At 65.9% G+C, this 14,565-nt stretch carries 13 protein-coding genes, 1 tRNA gene and 1 other RNA gene; 12 read left to right on the top strand and 3 right to left on the bottom strand.

What is annotated here, in order from left to right; all coding sequences use genetic code 11:
- Positions 1-25: 25 nt before the first annotated feature.
- The 3 genes from ACFQQD_RS05430 (at position 26) to ACFQQD_RS05420 (ending at position 2,705) form a co-directional block, all read left to right on the top strand.
- Complete coding sequence (locus ACFQQD_RS05430) at positions 26-931, top strand: haloacid dehalogenase (protein ID WP_378087019.1); 906 nt, start codon at positions 26-28, stop codon at positions 929-931.
- Positions 932-1,005: 74 nt separating this feature from the next.
- Positions 1,006-2,064 (top strand): isopenicillin N synthase family dioxygenase, encoded by a 1,059-nt coding sequence (locus tag ACFQQD_RS05425; RefSeq protein ID WP_378087017.1) that lies wholly within the window; start codon positions 1,006-1,008, stop codon positions 2,062-2,064.
- Positions 2,065-2,123: 59 nt separating this feature from the next.
- On the top strand, positions 2,124-2,705 hold the full coding sequence (locus ACFQQD_RS05420) for a hypothetical protein (RefSeq protein ID WP_378087015.1): 582 nt from the start codon (positions 2,124-2,126) through the stop codon (positions 2,703-2,705).
- A gap of 178 nt (positions 2,706-2,883) precedes the next feature.
- Here ACFQQD_RS05420 and ACFQQD_RS05415 read toward each other — a convergent pair.
- Both ACFQQD_RS05415 and ACFQQD_RS05410 read right to left on the bottom strand, forming a co-directional pair.
- Positions 2,884-2,971 (bottom strand) — tRNA-Ser (locus ACFQQD_RS05415).
- A gap of 98 nt (positions 2,972-3,069) precedes the next feature.
- Positions 3,070-3,756: an O-methyltransferase gene (locus ACFQQD_RS05410; RefSeq protein WP_378087013.1), complete on the bottom strand. Its 687-nt coding sequence runs from the start codon at positions 3,754-3,756 to the stop codon at positions 3,070-3,072.
- Between the two features lie 89 nt (positions 3,757-3,845).
- On the opposite strand from ACFQQD_RS05410, the gene ffs reads away from it, so the two are divergent.
- The 4 genes from ffs (at position 3,846) to recR (ending at position 8,507) form a co-directional block, all read left to right on the top strand.
- An RNA gene (gene ffs, locus ACFQQD_RS05405) (signal recognition particle sRNA small type) lies at positions 3,846-3,942 on the top strand.
- A 31-nt stretch (positions 3,943-3,973) separates the two neighbouring features.
- Positions 3,974-4,993, top strand: a complete 1,020-nt coding sequence (gluQRS, locus tag ACFQQD_RS05400) for a tRNA glutamyl-Q(34) synthetase GluQRS (RefSeq protein WP_378087011.1) — start codon at positions 3,974-3,976, stop codon at positions 4,991-4,993.
- 10 nt (positions 4,994-5,003) lie between these two features.
- Positions 5,004-7,829: a DNA polymerase III subunit gamma and tau gene (locus ACFQQD_RS05395; protein ID WP_378087009.1), complete on the top strand. Its 2,826-nt coding sequence runs from the start codon at positions 5,004-5,006 to the stop codon at positions 7,827-7,829.
- A 78-nt stretch (positions 7,830-7,907) separates the two neighbouring features.
- On the top strand, positions 7,908-8,507 hold the full coding sequence (gene recR, locus ACFQQD_RS05390; protein WP_378087530.1) for a recombination mediator RecR: 600 nt from the start codon (positions 7,908-7,910) through the stop codon (positions 8,505-8,507).
- A 100-nt stretch (positions 8,508-8,607) separates the two neighbouring features.
- Here recR and ACFQQD_RS05385 read toward each other — a convergent pair whose 3' ends face one another.
- Positions 8,608-9,390 (bottom strand): GntR family transcriptional regulator, encoded by a 783-nt coding sequence (locus ACFQQD_RS05385; RefSeq protein WP_378087006.1) that lies wholly within the window; start codon positions 9,388-9,390, stop codon positions 8,608-8,610.
- A gap of 316 nt (positions 9,391-9,706) precedes the next feature.
- Here ACFQQD_RS05385 and ehuB point away from each other — a divergent pair, with 316 nt between their 5' ends.
- The 5 genes from ehuB (at position 9,707) to ACFQQD_RS05360 (ending at position 14,525) form a co-directional block, all read left to right on the top strand.
- Complete coding sequence (gene ehuB, locus ACFQQD_RS05380; protein WP_378087004.1) at positions 9,707-10,678, top strand: ectoine/hydroxyectoine ABC transporter substrate-binding protein EhuB; 972 nt, start codon at positions 9,707-9,709, stop codon at positions 10,676-10,678.
- Between the two features lie 6 nt (positions 10,679-10,684).
- Positions 10,685-11,422: an amino acid ABC transporter permease gene (locus tag ACFQQD_RS05375; protein WP_378087002.1), complete on the top strand. Its 738-nt coding sequence runs from the start codon at positions 10,685-10,687 to the stop codon at positions 11,420-11,422.
- Entirely contained in the window at positions 11,422-12,084 is a 663-nt protein-coding gene (gene ehuD / locus ACFQQD_RS05370; protein ID WP_378087000.1) for an ectoine/hydroxyectoine ABC transporter permease subunit EhuD, read from the top strand. The genes ACFQQD_RS05375 and ehuD overlap by 1 nt, the downstream gene beginning before the upstream one ends.
- 76 nt (positions 12,085-12,160) lie before the next feature.
- Positions 12,161-12,949 (top strand): amino acid ABC transporter ATP-binding protein, encoded by a 789-nt coding sequence (locus ACFQQD_RS05365; protein ID WP_378087528.1) that lies wholly within the window; start codon positions 12,161-12,163, stop codon positions 12,947-12,949.
- Positions 12,950-13,238: 289 nt separating this feature from the next.
- Positions 13,239-14,525: an aspartate kinase gene (locus ACFQQD_RS05360; protein ID WP_378086998.1), complete on the top strand. Its 1,287-nt coding sequence runs from the start codon at positions 13,239-13,241 to the stop codon at positions 14,523-14,525.
- The last annotated feature ends 40 nt before the right edge of the window (positions 14,526-14,565 follow it).

Genomic DNA, 14,565 nt, shown 5'->3' with positions numbered 1-14,565 from the left:
TCTTGCGCGCCCTTAGTCTGGGAGCATGCGCACGCTCCCTCCGGTCGGCTTCCTCCTCGACGTCGATGGTCCTCTGGCCTCGCCCGAAACCCGTCGCGTGCCCGCGGGCGTCATCGCCGCCCTGGTCGATCTCGCCGCGCTCGGCATCCCGGTGGTCTTCAACACCGGCCGGTCCGCCGACTTCGTCCTCCAGCAGCTGGCCGTTCCCCTGCGGGCCGCCGGGCTGACGTCAGGGGCCCCTTTCCACGCCGTCTGCGAGAAGGGCGCTGTGCGTTTTTCCTTTTCCGGACTTCCCGACGGCGACCTGCCGTCCGTCACGCCCGAGCAGACGGTGCCGGGATGGGTGACGGTGGACGAGGCCATGAAGGTCCCCGAGGAGCTCGCAGCACGCCTGCGCGAGGTGGTCCGCGACTACCAGGAGACAATGTTCCACGATGAGACCAAGGTGGCGATGTTCTCTGCAGAGATGAACGTCGGCGAGGCGGAGGAACGCTATCGGCAGGACCAACGCTCGTATCAGGACCGAGTGGAGGCGATCCTGACCGAGACGGGAGCTCACCGTGATTTCACGGTGGACCCCACCATCATCGCCATGGATGTGGAACATCGCACCAGTGGCAAGGACCTCGGCGCGGAGCGTTCCTGGCAGCTCGTGGGCGCCAACGGAGAGCTGCCGGTGAGGTGGTACACCTGCGGCGACTCGAGATCCGACTACGCCATGGCCGACTGGCTGCACGGACATGGGGCGACCGTGACGCACGTGGACGCACGGCCTACCGATGGGGTGCCGGACACGCCCTACCCGGTGCTGACGAGCCAGCAACTGTCGGCAGAGGGCTTCGGACCGCCAGACGGCCAGCATGAGGTGACCGGTCAGGCGCTGCTGGAGTGGGTATTAGACTCCTTCCGCCGGCGAAATGCCAGTGTGTGACGAAATCTCGTCACCGGAGGTAGTCCAAGGCAACGTGGGGATCCCACGGGGGGCCGCCGTCGTTGACTGGTGTCATGATTTCTGCGTTCTCTGACGACTCCACCCCGGCCGAGGCACCGCTGGATATTCCGGTTCTGGATCTGTCCGGCATGCGCGCCGCGGACGGTTCCTTCGCCCCCGAGTTCCTGGAGCGGCTGCGCTACGCGGCACATCACGTCGGCTTCTTCCAGATCGTCAACTACGGCGCCGCCGATGGTCAGGTCGATGAGCTGTTCCGAGTGACGGCCGAGTTCTTCGCCCGTCCACATGAAGAGAAGCTGCGACTGCACAACCAGAACTCACCTCACTACCGCGGCTATTCGTCCGTGGGCGCCGAGCGCACCCAAGGCAACCCGGATGCGCGGGAGCAGATCGACTTCTCGCCCGAACGGGCCCCCGTGCCGGCCGAGCAGATCCGCCCCGGCGAGGAGTACTGGCATCTGCAGGGTCCGAATCAGTGGCCGGCGGACATGCCCGAACTCGAAGAGACCGCCATGAACTGGGCCGCGTTGATGGACCGCGTCGGCGAGGACCTGCTCAAGGCCCTGTGCGTGTCCATCGGACTGGACGAGAACCACTTCGCTGAGCCGTTCACGGGCGACCGCGCCTGGATGGCCAAGCTCGCCCACTACGTCGGCGGCGTGAAGGAAGCCGGCTCTCAGGGTGTGGGATTGCACGCCGACTACGGCTTCATCACCCTGTTGCTGCAGGACATGATCGGAGGCCTGGAGGTGCGCCCCTACGGCCAGGACGACTGGCTGCCGGTGGAACCGATCCACGGTGCTCTCGTGGTGAATCTCGGCGAGATGCTCGAGGTGGCCACCAACGGCTACCTGATGGCGACCATTCATCGCGTCATCGCCCCCGACGAGGGCGTGGATCGTTACGCCGTGCCGTTCTTCTACTCCCCGCGCTTGGATGCCGTCATCGACCCGGTCACCCTGCCCGAGGACCTGGCGGCAGAGGCCCGCGGTGTCTCCGACGACCCGACCAATCCGATGCTGGCGTCCTTCGGATCCAACATGCTCAAGGGCTTCGTCCGCGCCCATCCGAAGGTCACACAGAAGTTCCATCCGGAGCTGGCCCGGAAGTAGTCGGGTGTGAAAGCCTGAGCCCGACAACGGCAGGAACCCGTTCGACCGGAAGAGGCACCGTGGAGAAGTTCGACATTCGGGACATGACCAAAGGCGTCGATGAGGCCCTGGCGGCGACCACCGACCCGCATCACCGGGCGATCCTGAAGAATTATCGCCGGCACGGTCTCCTGGAAGTCTCGGGGCTATGGCAAGAGATCCTCTCGCCCGCGATGACGGTCGCTGAACCGTCCTACCGGATCATGTACCACAACCGCACCGAGGTCTACGAGGGTATGGACGCCGTTCGCGGTCTCTACAGTGGACTGGCCGAGATGGATCCGATGCTGTTCGGACCGATCGACGAGAAGATCGCCGTCGCCGACTGGGGCTTCGCCGCCGAATCGAAGTTCGACGTCTACCTGCCCGGATCGGAGTTGGCCAACATCGGCTACGACGTCGAGGACTCGGACACATTGCACCGGGCTCGCGTGCCCGTGGCCTTCATCTGGCACTACACCCGCGACGCCTTGCTCATCGGCGAGAACGTCTACCAGGACTGGGGAGCCGCCCAGATTGAGGTCGCCGACCCCGCGGACCTGATCACGATCGGCGAGGCGCGGGAACGGCTGGCGCCCCTGCTGGAGAACGAGCCGGCCTGAGCGTCTCTCGCTGAGCCACGTGTGGCCGCGGCCGCCGGACGGTGCGCTTTTCGCACGGATCCTGACCGCTCGCAGTGAAAATGACTGCGTCTCATCAGGATCGGTGCGAATCGCGCGAAAACCACCGTTAACGACGTGGGTCGGGACACCGATCAACGATGTCCCGACCCACAGAATTTGGCGGAGGATGGGGGATTTGAACCCCCGAGGGCGTTAACCCAACACGCGTTCCAGGCGTGCGCCATAGGCCGCTAGGCGAATCCTCCTTGGCGCTCCCATGCCGGTCCTCGAAGGAAATCGACGCGAGAGCAGGTTCCACCTTACCCGACACCGCGCCGCGAGGACGAATCGAATCAGGATCGCGTCAGTGAGCATCCTCGGCCGACCGAACAATGGCGAGCGCGAACCCGTCCCATCCCTTGCCGCTGACCGTCTGCAGCACCGTGCCATCCAGCCGCTGCTCTTCCCCCTGGAACTCCAGGTACGCACGGATGCCGGCGATATCCGGATCATTGCCGGACTCGTCCATCACCCGGCCATCGCGCACCACGTTGTCGCCGATGATCACGGTGCCCGGTCTGGACAGGGCCAGCGCGGCCTTCAGATAGGCGGCATTGTTGGCCTTGTCCGCGTCGATGAAGACGAGATCGTACGGTCCGGCTCCCTCGTCGATGAGCTGCTGGACGGAGTCCAGGGCCGCGCCAGTGCGAATCTCCACGCGATCGCCCACACCGGCAGACTCCAGATTCCGCCGGGCCACCTCCGCGTGCTCACGCGCGAACTCCAGCGTGGTGACCTTTCCCTGGGGCCCGACGGCGGTGGCGAACCACATCGTCGAATACCCACCGAGTGTGCCGAACTCCAAAACGGACCGCGCACCCGCCAGTTCCGCCACCAGCGCCATGAACTTCCCCTGGCCCGCCGGCACTTCAATGGGCGGCAGTCCAGCCTCGTGGGAGGCTCGGCGGGCGGCGTCAAACTCTGCAGGGGGGCGGATGGCGGTGGAGACGAGGTAGTCATCCACGGCAGCCCAGTTCTCTTGCGGCGTCATGTCTCCAGCCTAGAAGTAGGGCGGACTCCGGGCACAGTGGCGCGCCCCGCTCGACTCGGCATGCGTTCGGCCCGACTGTTATCATGGACGACGGCCCCTCACGTGGTGTCATCCTGTTGAACTCCCCCAGGACCGGAAGGTAGCAAGGGTAGGCGGGCTCTGGCAGGTGCGTGGGGGGTCTTCACTCTCCCCGCCGTGTCATCCGTCCGGAGGTCCCGTGCCCGCTGGCCGCTATGCTCCCAGCCCCACTGGCACATTGCATCTGGGCAATCTCCGCACGGCGATGGTGGCGTGGTTGTGTGCCCGCCAAACCGACCGGGCCTTTCTGCTGCGAATCGAAGATCTGGACCGGGTGCGCTCCGGCTCCGAAGCCGAACAGCGTGCCGATCTCCAGGCCATTGGCGTGAGCTGGGATGCGCCCCCGGTCCGGCAGTCCGAACGCCTCCCCCACTACGAAGCTGCGCTGAACACGCTGATCCGCGAAGACCTCGTCTACGAGTGCTACTGCTCGCGCAAGGACATCGCCGAGGCCGCGAGCGCTCCACACCTGGCCGACGTGGCGCCCCAGAACACGATCGTCCTGCCTCCGGGCACCTATCCGGGCACCTGCCGGAACCTCTCCGAATCCGACCGCCGGCGCCGCCGTCGGGAACGGCCTGCGGCCCTGCGGATCAACGCCGCCCGCGCCGCAGGACTGCCCGATGGCACGGCGCCGTCCCACAGCGTCACGGACGAGCTGGCCGGTGAGGTGACGGCCGCCGTCGACGACTTCGTGTTGCGTCGCAATGACGGTGCCTTCGCGTACAACCTGGCGGTCGTCGTGGACGACGTGGCCCAGGGCATCGACCAGGTGGTTCGTGGACATGACCTGCTCTCCTCCGCACCGCGACAAGACTGGTTGGCGCGGTTGCTGTCACGGTATACCGGGCAGACGCTCCCGGAGACCGAGTACATCCACGTTCCTCTGGTCCTGAACCGGGCCGGCCAACGGCTGGCCAAGCGCGACGGCGCCGTCACGCTCCAGGACGTGCTCGCCCTGCCGGACGGCTCGCCAGGGCTTCCCGACGGCGGCCGGTCACCGGCGCGCGTCCGAGACCTGCTGCTGGACTCGCTGGGCCTGCCTCCAGGTCCGTTGGAGCAGGCCTTGGCGTCCTTCGATCCACACCGCATTCCGGGCTCCCCGTGGACTCCTCCACAGGTGCTCACCGACTCTGCGCAGGACCTCGGGAACGGCTAGGGTTCCAAGGGTGACTACCGCTCTGTACCGCCGCTACCGGCCCGACTCCTTCGAGGACATCATCGGCCAGGAGCACGTCACCGTGCCGCTAATGACCGCCCTGTCCAAGGACCGGGTCAACCACGCCTACCTGTTCTCCGGTCCGCGCGGCTGCGGCAAGACCACCTCGGCCCGCGTTCTGGCGCGTTGCCTGAACTGCGCGGAGGGCCCGACTCCGAACCCCTGCGGTGTCTGCTCGTCCTGCCAAGAGCTGGCCACGGGTGGCTCCGGTTCGCTGGATGTCATCGAGATCGACGCCGCCTCGCACGGTGGCGTGGACGATGCCCGCGACCTGCGTGAGCGCGCGACCTTCGCCCCGGTGCGGGACCGCTACAAGATCTTCATCATCGACGAGGCCCACATGGTCACCTCGGCCGGCTTCAACGCCCTGCTGAAGATCGTCGAAGAACCGCCGCCGCACATCATGTTCATCTTCGCCACCACGGAGCCGGACAAGGTGATCGGCACCATTCGGTCCCGGACCCACCACTACCCGTTCCGGCTGGTGCCCCCGGAGCCGTTGATGGACTACCTCGAACGGCTGTGCACGCAAGAGGGCATCCGCGTGGAGCCGGGGGTGCTCTCTCTGGTCATCCGTTCCGGTGGCGGATCCGTCCGAGACACTCTGTCCGTGCTCGATCAACTGATGGCCGGGGCCGCCGAGGGCTCGATCAGCTACGACCTGGCCGTGAACCTTCTTGGATACACCCCGGACGCCCTGCTGGACGACGTGGTGGATGCGGTGGCCGCCTCCGATTCCCAAACCGTCTTCCGCGTGGTCGACCGAGTGGTGCAGTCCGGTCAGGACCCTCGCCGCTTCGTCGAGGACCTGCTGGAGCGCTTCCGGGACCTCATCATCACCAAGGCCATGCCCGAGTCGGCCTCCGCCGTGCTGCACGGCATGCCGGAAGACCAGATCCGCCGGTTGGAGACCCAATCGGGGCAACTCGGTCCTGGCGAGATCTCCCGGGCCGCAGACATCACCAACCAGGCGCTGACGGAGATGGTCGGGGCCACGAGCCCGCGGCTGCACCTCGAACTCCTCATGGCACGGCTCATGCTGCCCACCACGGACGCCACCGAACGCGGTCTGGCGGCCAGACTCGACCGGATCGAGCGGCGGCTCTCCTACGGTGGGACCCCGGAATCTCCGGGTGACGCCACTGATCCCTCCGGCTCCTCGGCGAGTCCCTCCAGCACCTCGGCCGGCCCCTCCAACACCTCGGCGGGCCCTTCCGACACCTCGGCGGGCCTCTCCGGCGCCGCCCTGGCCCGGGCCGCGATGAAGCGGGAACAGGCTGAAAATGGCGAGGATGCTCAGCAGCCTCAGAATGGTGGAACGACTGACGAGCAGTCCACGCCACCGCCTCGGCCCGAGCAGCCGTGGTCTGCCCCTCAGCCTGAGCAGACGTCGGCTCCAGCGTCCGCCGCACCCCAGGAGCCTCACGAACCTGACGAACCTCGCGAGCCCCACGAACTTCGCGAACCTCGCGAACCTGAGCCGGCCAACCGCGGCGATTCGACACCCAGCCGCTCCAGCTCCCAGGTGGACATGATCCGCCGGGCGTGGCCAGAGATCTTGACCTACCTCGAAGAGAACTCGCGGCTGGTCTGGATGCTGGTCTCACAGAATGCCTCGGTCACCGGGTTCGACGGCGAACTGCTGACCATCGGCTTCTCCGGTGACGGCCCTCGCGACACCGTCCAGCGCCGCGGCGGAGATCAGATCATCGCCGAGGCAGTCCACGCGGTCCTCGGGATCCGACCACGGCTCGACCTCATCACCGGGGGGTCCGCGCCGGCGGGTGGTTCCAGCCCAAAAGCTGAGGGCCGCCCCACGCCGGCGGCCTCCCGACCGGAACACCTCGACGTTCGCCCCGAAGTCCACGAGACCGACGGCACGGATCGGGCCGCCAGCGCAGACAGTGCAGGCGAGCCCCACCCCGTCATCGACGAGGTGGCCGACGAGGCTCCCGAGCTGGAAACGTTCGAAGAGGGGGCCACCGGACCGGGTACACTCCCTCCGCCGGAAGACTTCGAGGCAGACTCCGTTCCGGTCTCCGACTGGTACCCCCCTGAGCCCGATCCCCGCGATGACGGGCGCGACGGCGACGCACCCGACGGAATCGGCAGCGACGGCGGAACCATGCCAGACGACCAGCCGGACGACGACCGACAGGACGACGATGAGCCGGACGACGTCAAGGCTCCGCTTTCCGCACCGCCGTCGGGCGTGATTCCCCGGCCCGAACCCGGCGTCGGAGGCATCCCGGCCTTCGCCCGGCCAGAAGCCGAGCTGAATGCCGAGCTGGACGCGAGAATCACCGACGCACGCAGTCGCTCGCGGCCCACACCGGCGTCGGCCCCTTCACCGGAGCGCCCCGGTGAGGAGCCGTCGTCGGGAACCGATGTGTCTTCGGCGCCCGAGGCCGAGACGCCGCATTTCCGGCGGGCCAGCCGCTTCCAGCAGATGATGGAGCAGTACAACCGGACCCAGGACACTGGCGTCCGACCGGGCCCGGGCGGCGCCCCACAGTCCGGTCTCGGAGGTGCCGCCGATCCCAGCCAGAACGGGTCCGCCCGAGGGTCCGAGCCGGCGTCGGGATCCTCGGCGGCAGGGCACGGCGGTGCGAACGGTCCGTCATCACGGTCGTCCGTAGACTGGAACGACGACGTTCCGAGCGATGACGACGTCACCATCGAGGAATCCGGTATGGCCGGACGCGCGGTGGTCGAGCGATTGCTCGGTGCACGACTCATCGAAGAGCGCATGCTGGACGGCAGCCCCTTGTCCTGATCCGCTCCCGACGATTCCCGTGGAACTATGCCTTCCGGCCTCTCAGGCCGGGCCCAGACGCAGAAAGTGGTCGGTAGCGTGTACGAAGGTGCGGTCCAGGACTTGATCGACGAGCTCGGACGGCTCCCCGGCGTGGGTCCGAAGTCGGCCCAACGCATCGCCTTCCACATTCTGGAGGCCGACGCCGAAGACATGGTGCGGTTGGCCGACTCCATCCGCACGGTCAAGGACAAGGTCAAGCTGTGCAGCATCTGCTTCAACGTCTCCGAACAGGAGACCTGCTCAATCTGCCGAGATGAGCGTCGGGACGGCTCTCAGATCTGTGTGGTCGAAGAGTCCAAGGACGTCATGGCGATCGAGCGGACACGGTCGTTCCGCGGGCGCTATCACGTGCTGGGCGGCTCGATTAATCCGATTGCCGGTGTCGGCCCGGATCAGTTGCACATTCGGGAACTGCTGACTCGCCTGCAGGACGCCCAGATCGAGGAAGTCATTCTCGCCACCGACCCGAACCTCGAAGGCGAGGCCACCGCCACCTATTTGGCACGCATGCTGGGTACCACGGGCTTGAAGGTCACCCGGCTGGCCTCCGGGCTGCCCGTCGGGGGCGACCTTGAATACGCGGACGAGGTGACACTGGGCCGTGCGTTCGAAGGGCGCCGCGGCGTCACGGGTTAGCCAGCCTCCGGCCACGGGGGCCGGGCGCACACGACGGTCTGCGATGGCGGGGCTGAGGCTGCCGCCTGGGGGCTACGGACACACCGCTGCGGGCACAGGGCTACGGGAGCCGGCTGAAGGAGAAGTCTGATCCGTCAGCCTCCCCGGACACCGTGCTGAAGGGATCAGACAGGGTTCCCCGCATGCGTTCGACGGTCTGTTCGAAGTGGCCTTCCAAGCTGCGGTAGGCGCCGTCGCCGTCGCCCTCGGAGATCTGGTGCAGCAGAGTCCGGTGAACGTCGAGAATGTCCGTGCGCACTGTGTAACCGTCCGGATGGGACAACGCAGCGATGCGGGTCTGCACGATGAGCGTTGAGGCCGAGGAGATGAGCCGGAAATTGCCGGTGGCCTCGACCAGGCCGTAGTGCAGATCCAGGTCTGCGTCACCGATCCGGCGAGCATCTCCTCCGTCTGCCACGGCATCTTCGAGAGCCGCCAACAGTTCTCTGGGCGTTTCCAGGCGTTGCTGGCGATCTTCCGGTTCCTGACCGGCGACCCAACGCACGGCGAAACCCTCCAGGGCCAGCCTGGCCTGGTACAGCTCGGGGACTTGGTCCTTGCCGACGGTGACCACCCGCAACCCCGCGCCGGGCTTGGCCACCAGGAGCCCCTCCTGAACCAGTCGCTGAGCCGACTCGCGCAACGGCCCACGACTCACGCCCAACTGCGCAGCCACCTCGGCTTCTCGAACGGAGGATCCGGGTTCCAGGGTGCCGCTGTAGATCGCATTGCGCAGTTCCACGGCGATCAGATCCACCGTGGAGGGACGGCGCACCATCTTGACCAGGGGCCTGGTGACCGGTCCGTTTCGGCGCGTATTCTCGCGATCCTGAGGTTCATTCATGGAGTGGATCCTTTCCGTGCACCCCTGATCTTCCCATGCGGAGCACCCCTGATCTTTCCATGCGAATCGTTATATTGTCGACATTCTTCGCGCCGACGATCTGATGGTGCGCTGGTTCTTCTTCTGCTAACGTCAACAAATGGTTGCCAGCGATTGTGGTGGCACAGGTCACATTTCAGGCTGATTTCAGCCGGTTCTGTTGCCGCTCCACCGATCGCCCGGACCCCGACGCACCGCACCAATGCACCGTCACGAACCGCACCACCGGTTCCTTCCGCCGGCAGCCCGGGAGGTCCGGTCAGCTGAGGAGCACGCCATGACTACCCCGTCACTGCAGCACCCGAAGACCCCGGACGCCATCACCACTCGCCCCTCCCGTCGCCGTCTCATGGGAGCAGGCCTGTTGACCGCATCGGCCCTGCTGCTGACCGCGTGCGGCGGCGGCGATTCCGGCTCGGGCTCCGAGGGCGGCAACACCGCCTCCGGAGACCAGAGCACCCTGGAGCGCCTCGAAGAGGAAGGAACCATCAAGGTCGGCATTGCCGGCGAGGTCCCCTACTCCTACCTGGAAGACGGCGAACCGGCCGGCGCCACCATCGCGATGCACGAGAAGATCTTCGGTGACATGGGCATCGACAACGTCGAGGCCGAGCTGGTCGACTGGAACTCCCTGATCCCCGGGCTGAACGCGGGACGCTTCGACGCCGTCTCCGCGGGCATGTCGATTCTGCCGGACCGCTGTGCGCAGGCCGCTTTCTCCGACCCGGAGATCATGTACACCACGGCCCTGATGGTCACCGAAGGCAATCCGAAGGGCCTGACCGACCTGGACTCGGTCAAGGAGAAGATGGACGCCGGTGAAGACGTCAGTCTGGCCGTTCTGGCCGGTGGCATCGAGGCCGGGTACGCCGAGTCCCTCGGCCTCGAGACTCAGTCCGTGCCGGACGCGCAGACCGGCATGGACACTGTGGCCAACGGCCGTGCCGATGCCTTCGCCATGACTGCCATTTCCCTCAACGCCATGGCCGACGAGAACCCGGACGCCGGCGTTGAGGTCACGGACGCCTTCGTCCAGGTGATCGACGGTGTCGAGCAGATCGGCGCCGGCGCCACCGTGTTCCGCAAGGACGACACGGAGCTGCTGGAGGCCTACAACGAGGCCCTCGGTAGCGTCACCGAGTCCGAGGAGTCGTACCTCGATGTGGTGGGCGAATACGGCTTCACCGCCGAGAACCTCCCCCCGGAGGATCTGACCACCGAAGAGCTGTGCGCAGGGGAGCTGGGCTGATTCCCAGTGCTTGACAATATTGAGGCCACGATCGATGCCTGGCCGTTACTGGCACAGGGACTCTGGATCACGATCCAGCTCACGGTGTACGGATCGATCCTGTCCATCGTCTTGGCCATCATCCTCGGGCTGATGGCCGGGGCCCGTAACAAGGCCCTGGCCATCCCCGGTCGGATCATCATCGAATTCTTCCGCGGCACGTCGCTGGTCGTCCAGCTGTTCTTCCTGTTCTTCGTCTTTCCGCAGTTCGGCATAGAGCTTCCCGGCATGCTGGTGGGCACTCTCGCCCTGGGGCTGAACTACGGCGCGTATTCCGCCGAGGTCGTCCGTGGCTCCATCGAGTCGGTCGCGAGCGGACAGTGGGAGGCCACGACGGCACTGAGCATGTCGTCCTTCCACCGCATGCGCCGCGTCATCTTCCCGCAGGCCTGGGCGCTCATGATCCCCTCGCTGGCCAGCCTGTTGGTGCATCTGCTGAAGGGCACCGCCATCGTCAACATCATCCTCTTGCAGGACTTCACCTTCCACCTGGACCAGTTGAAGCGGACCACGGACACGTTCTGGGCCTATGCCGGCGTCGGCCTGGTGGGCTATTTCATCCTGGCCCTGGTGCTCACTCTGGGTATGAACGCACTCGAGGCCCGAGCCAAGCACCGCTTGGGCCGGGGCCCGTCGTTGCGCGAGATCTTCTCGCCCACTCCGACGGATAAAGACGCCCTCTCCACGGCAGGAGGTGGCATCTGATGGACACCCAACGTGTGCTCTGGGATTGGGACATGGCCTTCCGAGCCTTGCCCGAACTGATCGAAGCATTCCTTCGCGTGACCCTGGTGGTCACTGTCGTCTCCACCTTGATCGCTGCCGTGCTCGGCCTGGTCTGGGCGATGATCATCCGGCTGGCTCCCCAGCCGATCTCCGGGATCGTCAAGTGGATCGTCAGCTTCATCCGGATGACGCCGATCGTGGTCCAGCTGCTGTTCGCCTACTACTCCTTCTTGATGTTCGATGCCATCACCATCGGCATCGTGGTGTTCGGCATCCACTATTCGACGTATATGTCAGAGGTCTACCGTGCTGGCATCGATGCCGTGCCGAAGGGCCAATGGGAGGCGACAACGTCCCTGTCCATGTCCGGACGCCGGACCTGGACCGCCGTCGTCATTCCCCAGGCGCTCCGCGCCACGATCCCGGCCTTGGGCAACTACGCCATCTCGATGTTCAAGGACACCCCGTTCCTGCTGTCGATCGGTGTGGTCGAGCTCGTCAATGCCGCCCAGATCTTCGGTGGAAACAACTTCCGCTACATGGAGGCCATCACCCTGGCGGGTGTGATCTTCCTGCTCGCCAGCTACCCGACCTCCGTCCTCGTCCGCCGATTGGAGAAGCGACTTGCCTACGCCTACTGATTCAGGTGCCGCGCCCGTTCCCGGCACGCCGGACCCCGCCGCTACCACCACGGAGTCCGCCGGCCGCGGTTCTGCCGTGCCGCCGATCATCGAATTCCGTGATGTGGAGAAGCGGTTCGGGACCAACGTGGTCCTCAAGGACCTGAACTTCCATGTGAACAAGGGCGAGCGCGTCACCCTGATCGGCCCGTCCGGATCGGGCAAGACGACCATCCTTCGCCTCGTGATGACCCTGGAGGAAGCCACGGGCGGGATGATCCTCATCGACGGCCAGCCGCTCACGCACGAGATCGTGGACGGCAAACGCAAGCGCTTGCCGAAGAAGAAGATCAAGGAGACCCGGACCCGGATCGGGATGGTGTTCCAGCAGTTCAATCTGTTCCCGAACATGACGGTGATGGAGAACATCATCGAGTCTCCCGTCCATGTGCTGGGCCAGTCCAAGGACGAAGCCACCGCCCGTGCCCGCGATCTACTGCACCAAGTCGGGCTGTCGGACAAGGACGATGCCCATCCGTCGTCGTTGTCCGGTGGTCAGCAGCAGCGCGTGGCGATTGCCCGGGCACTCGCCATGGATCCGGAGATCCTGCTGTTGGACGAGGTCACCTCGGCGCTGGACCCCGAGATCGTGGACGAGGTGCTCGGCGTGCTGCGCCGGATCGCCGAGACCACGGACATCACCATGCTGATCGTCACCCACGAGATGCAGTTCGCCCGCGACGTCTCCGACCGCGTGCTGATGTTCGACGGCGGCTCGATCGTCGAGGATGCGCCCCCGAGCACCATGTTCACGGCGCCCACGCACCAGCGCACCCAGCAATTCCTTCGCGCCGTCTTGGGCGAAGGCCAAATCGGCACCCATTGACGGTCTGACGCTGCGCCGATCCCGACGGCCGATGCCGCCGGGGGCCTCCGCCGCGCGAATGACGCCGTCCGATGCAGCCGACTGGTCCGACGCCGTCGTGGCCGGAAAAGTCGTGGCCGGAGAAGGACTCCCGCTGTGCGGTGTCCGGTACCCGGTGTTCGCTACTCGGTGTTCGTTACTCGGTGACCGAGACATCAAACACCGGCCGGCACCACTCCACTTAAACTAAGCACTGTCCCCTTGCCCGTCCGTGCGCCAGTACGGACCGCTATACCCCTCTGAGGTTTGAATGAGTCTGATCGTCCAGAAGTACGGCGGGTCCTCCGTCGCCGATGCCGAAGGCATTCTTCGCGTGGCGCGCCGCGTGGTGGAGACCCAACAGGCGGGCCATCAGGTCGTCGTCGTGGTCTCTGCCATGGGTGACACCACGGACGAATTGCTGGATCTCTCCGAACAGATCAACGATGAGCCGCCCGCGCGGGAGATGGATCTGCTCCTCTCCTCCGGCGAACGCATCTCCATGTCCCTGCTGGCCATGGGCATCCACTCCCTGGGCGCCACCGCCCAGTCCTTCACCGGCTCACAGGCCGGCATGTTCACGGACAGCCTGCACGGAGACGCCCGCATCATCGATGTCTCCCCGGTCCGGGTCAAAGAGGCCGTCGACGCCGGCGACATCGCCATTGTGGCCGGCTTCCAGGGCATGAGCCGGGAGTCCCGAGACATCACGACCATGGGCCGGGGCGGCTCGGACACCACCGCCGTGGCCCTGGCAGCGGCATTGAACGCCGATGTCTGCGAGATCTACACGGACGTCGACGGTGTTTACACCGCCGATCCCCGCGTGGTGCCCTCCGCCCGGAAGATCGATGAGATCGATTCCGAAGACATGCTGGAGATGGCCGCCGCCGGCTCCAAGATCCTGCACCTGCGCTGCGTGGAGTACGCCCGTCGTTTCGGCGTGCCACTGCATGTGCGCTCCTCGTTCTCACACAATGAGGGCACCTGGGTGCGTCCCAATCCCGAAGACACCATCACCATTGAGGAAGGCGAACCCATGGAACAGCCGATCGTTTCCGGCGTTGCCCATGACCGTTCCGAGGCCAAGGTCACCGTCTACGGTGTGCCGGATTTCCCAGGAAAGGCCGCGGAGGTGTTCAACGTGGTCTCCTCGGCCGGCGTGAACATCGACATGATTGTGCAGAACGTCCCCCGAGTGGAGACCGGTCGCACGGACATCTCCTTCACACTGCCCATCACCGATGGCAAGACGGCCATGGAGGCCTTCCGCGAGGCCCAGGAGGACATCGGTTTCGAGGATGTGGTCCTCAACCCGCACATCGGCAAGCTGTCCGTCATCGGCGGAGGCATGCGGTCCAACCCGGGCGTCTCTGCCACGTTCTTCGAGGCACTGAAGCAGGCCGGAGTGAACATCGAGATGATCACCACCTCGGAGATCCGCATCTCGATCATCACGCGCGAGGACATGCTGGACACCGCCGTGCGGGCCGTGCACCAGGCCTTCGGCCTGGACACCGACGAAGAGGCCATTGTCTACGGAGGCACCGGCCGCTAAGCACGACCGTCCCACCGCCTCCACCCACGCATAACGCACT

Source organism: Citricoccus sp. GCM10030269, assembly GCF_042665635.1.
Classification (GTDB): domain Bacteria; phylum Actinomycetota; class Actinomycetes; order Actinomycetales; family Micrococcaceae; genus Citricoccus.
Note: the sequence above shows the minus strand (reverse complement) of the source record. Positions and strands in the feature narration are given on the sequence as shown.

What these genes read in the sequence shown, in the direction of transcription:
- ehuD (WP_378087000.1), top strand. Translation starts at nt 11,422, where the DNA reads ATGGACACCCAACGTGTGCTCTGGGATTGGGACATGGCCTTCCGAGCC.
- ehuB (WP_378087004.1), top strand. Translation starts at nt 9,707, where the DNA reads ATGACTACCCCGTCACTGCAGCACCCGAAGACCCCGGACGCCATCACC.
- ACFQQD_RS05425 (WP_378087017.1), top strand. Translation starts at nt 1,006, where the DNA reads ATGATTTCTGCGTTCTCTGACGACTCCACCCCGGCCGAGGCACCGCTG.
- ACFQQD_RS05410 (WP_378087013.1), bottom strand. Translation starts at nt 3,756, where the DNA reads ATGACGCCGCAAGAGAACTGGGCTGCCGTGGATGACTACCTCGTCTCC.
- ACFQQD_RS05385 (WP_378087006.1), bottom strand. Translation starts at nt 9,390, where the DNA reads ATGAATGAACCTCAGGATCGCGAGAATACGCGCCGAAACGGACCGGTC.
- ACFQQD_RS05360 (WP_378086998.1), top strand. Translation starts at nt 13,239, where the DNA reads ATGAGTCTGATCGTCCAGAAGTACGGCGGGTCCTCCGTCGCCGATGCC.
- ACFQQD_RS05430 (WP_378087019.1), top strand. Translation starts at nt 26, where the DNA reads ATGCGCACGCTCCCTCCGGTCGGCTTCCTCCTCGACGTCGATGGTCCT.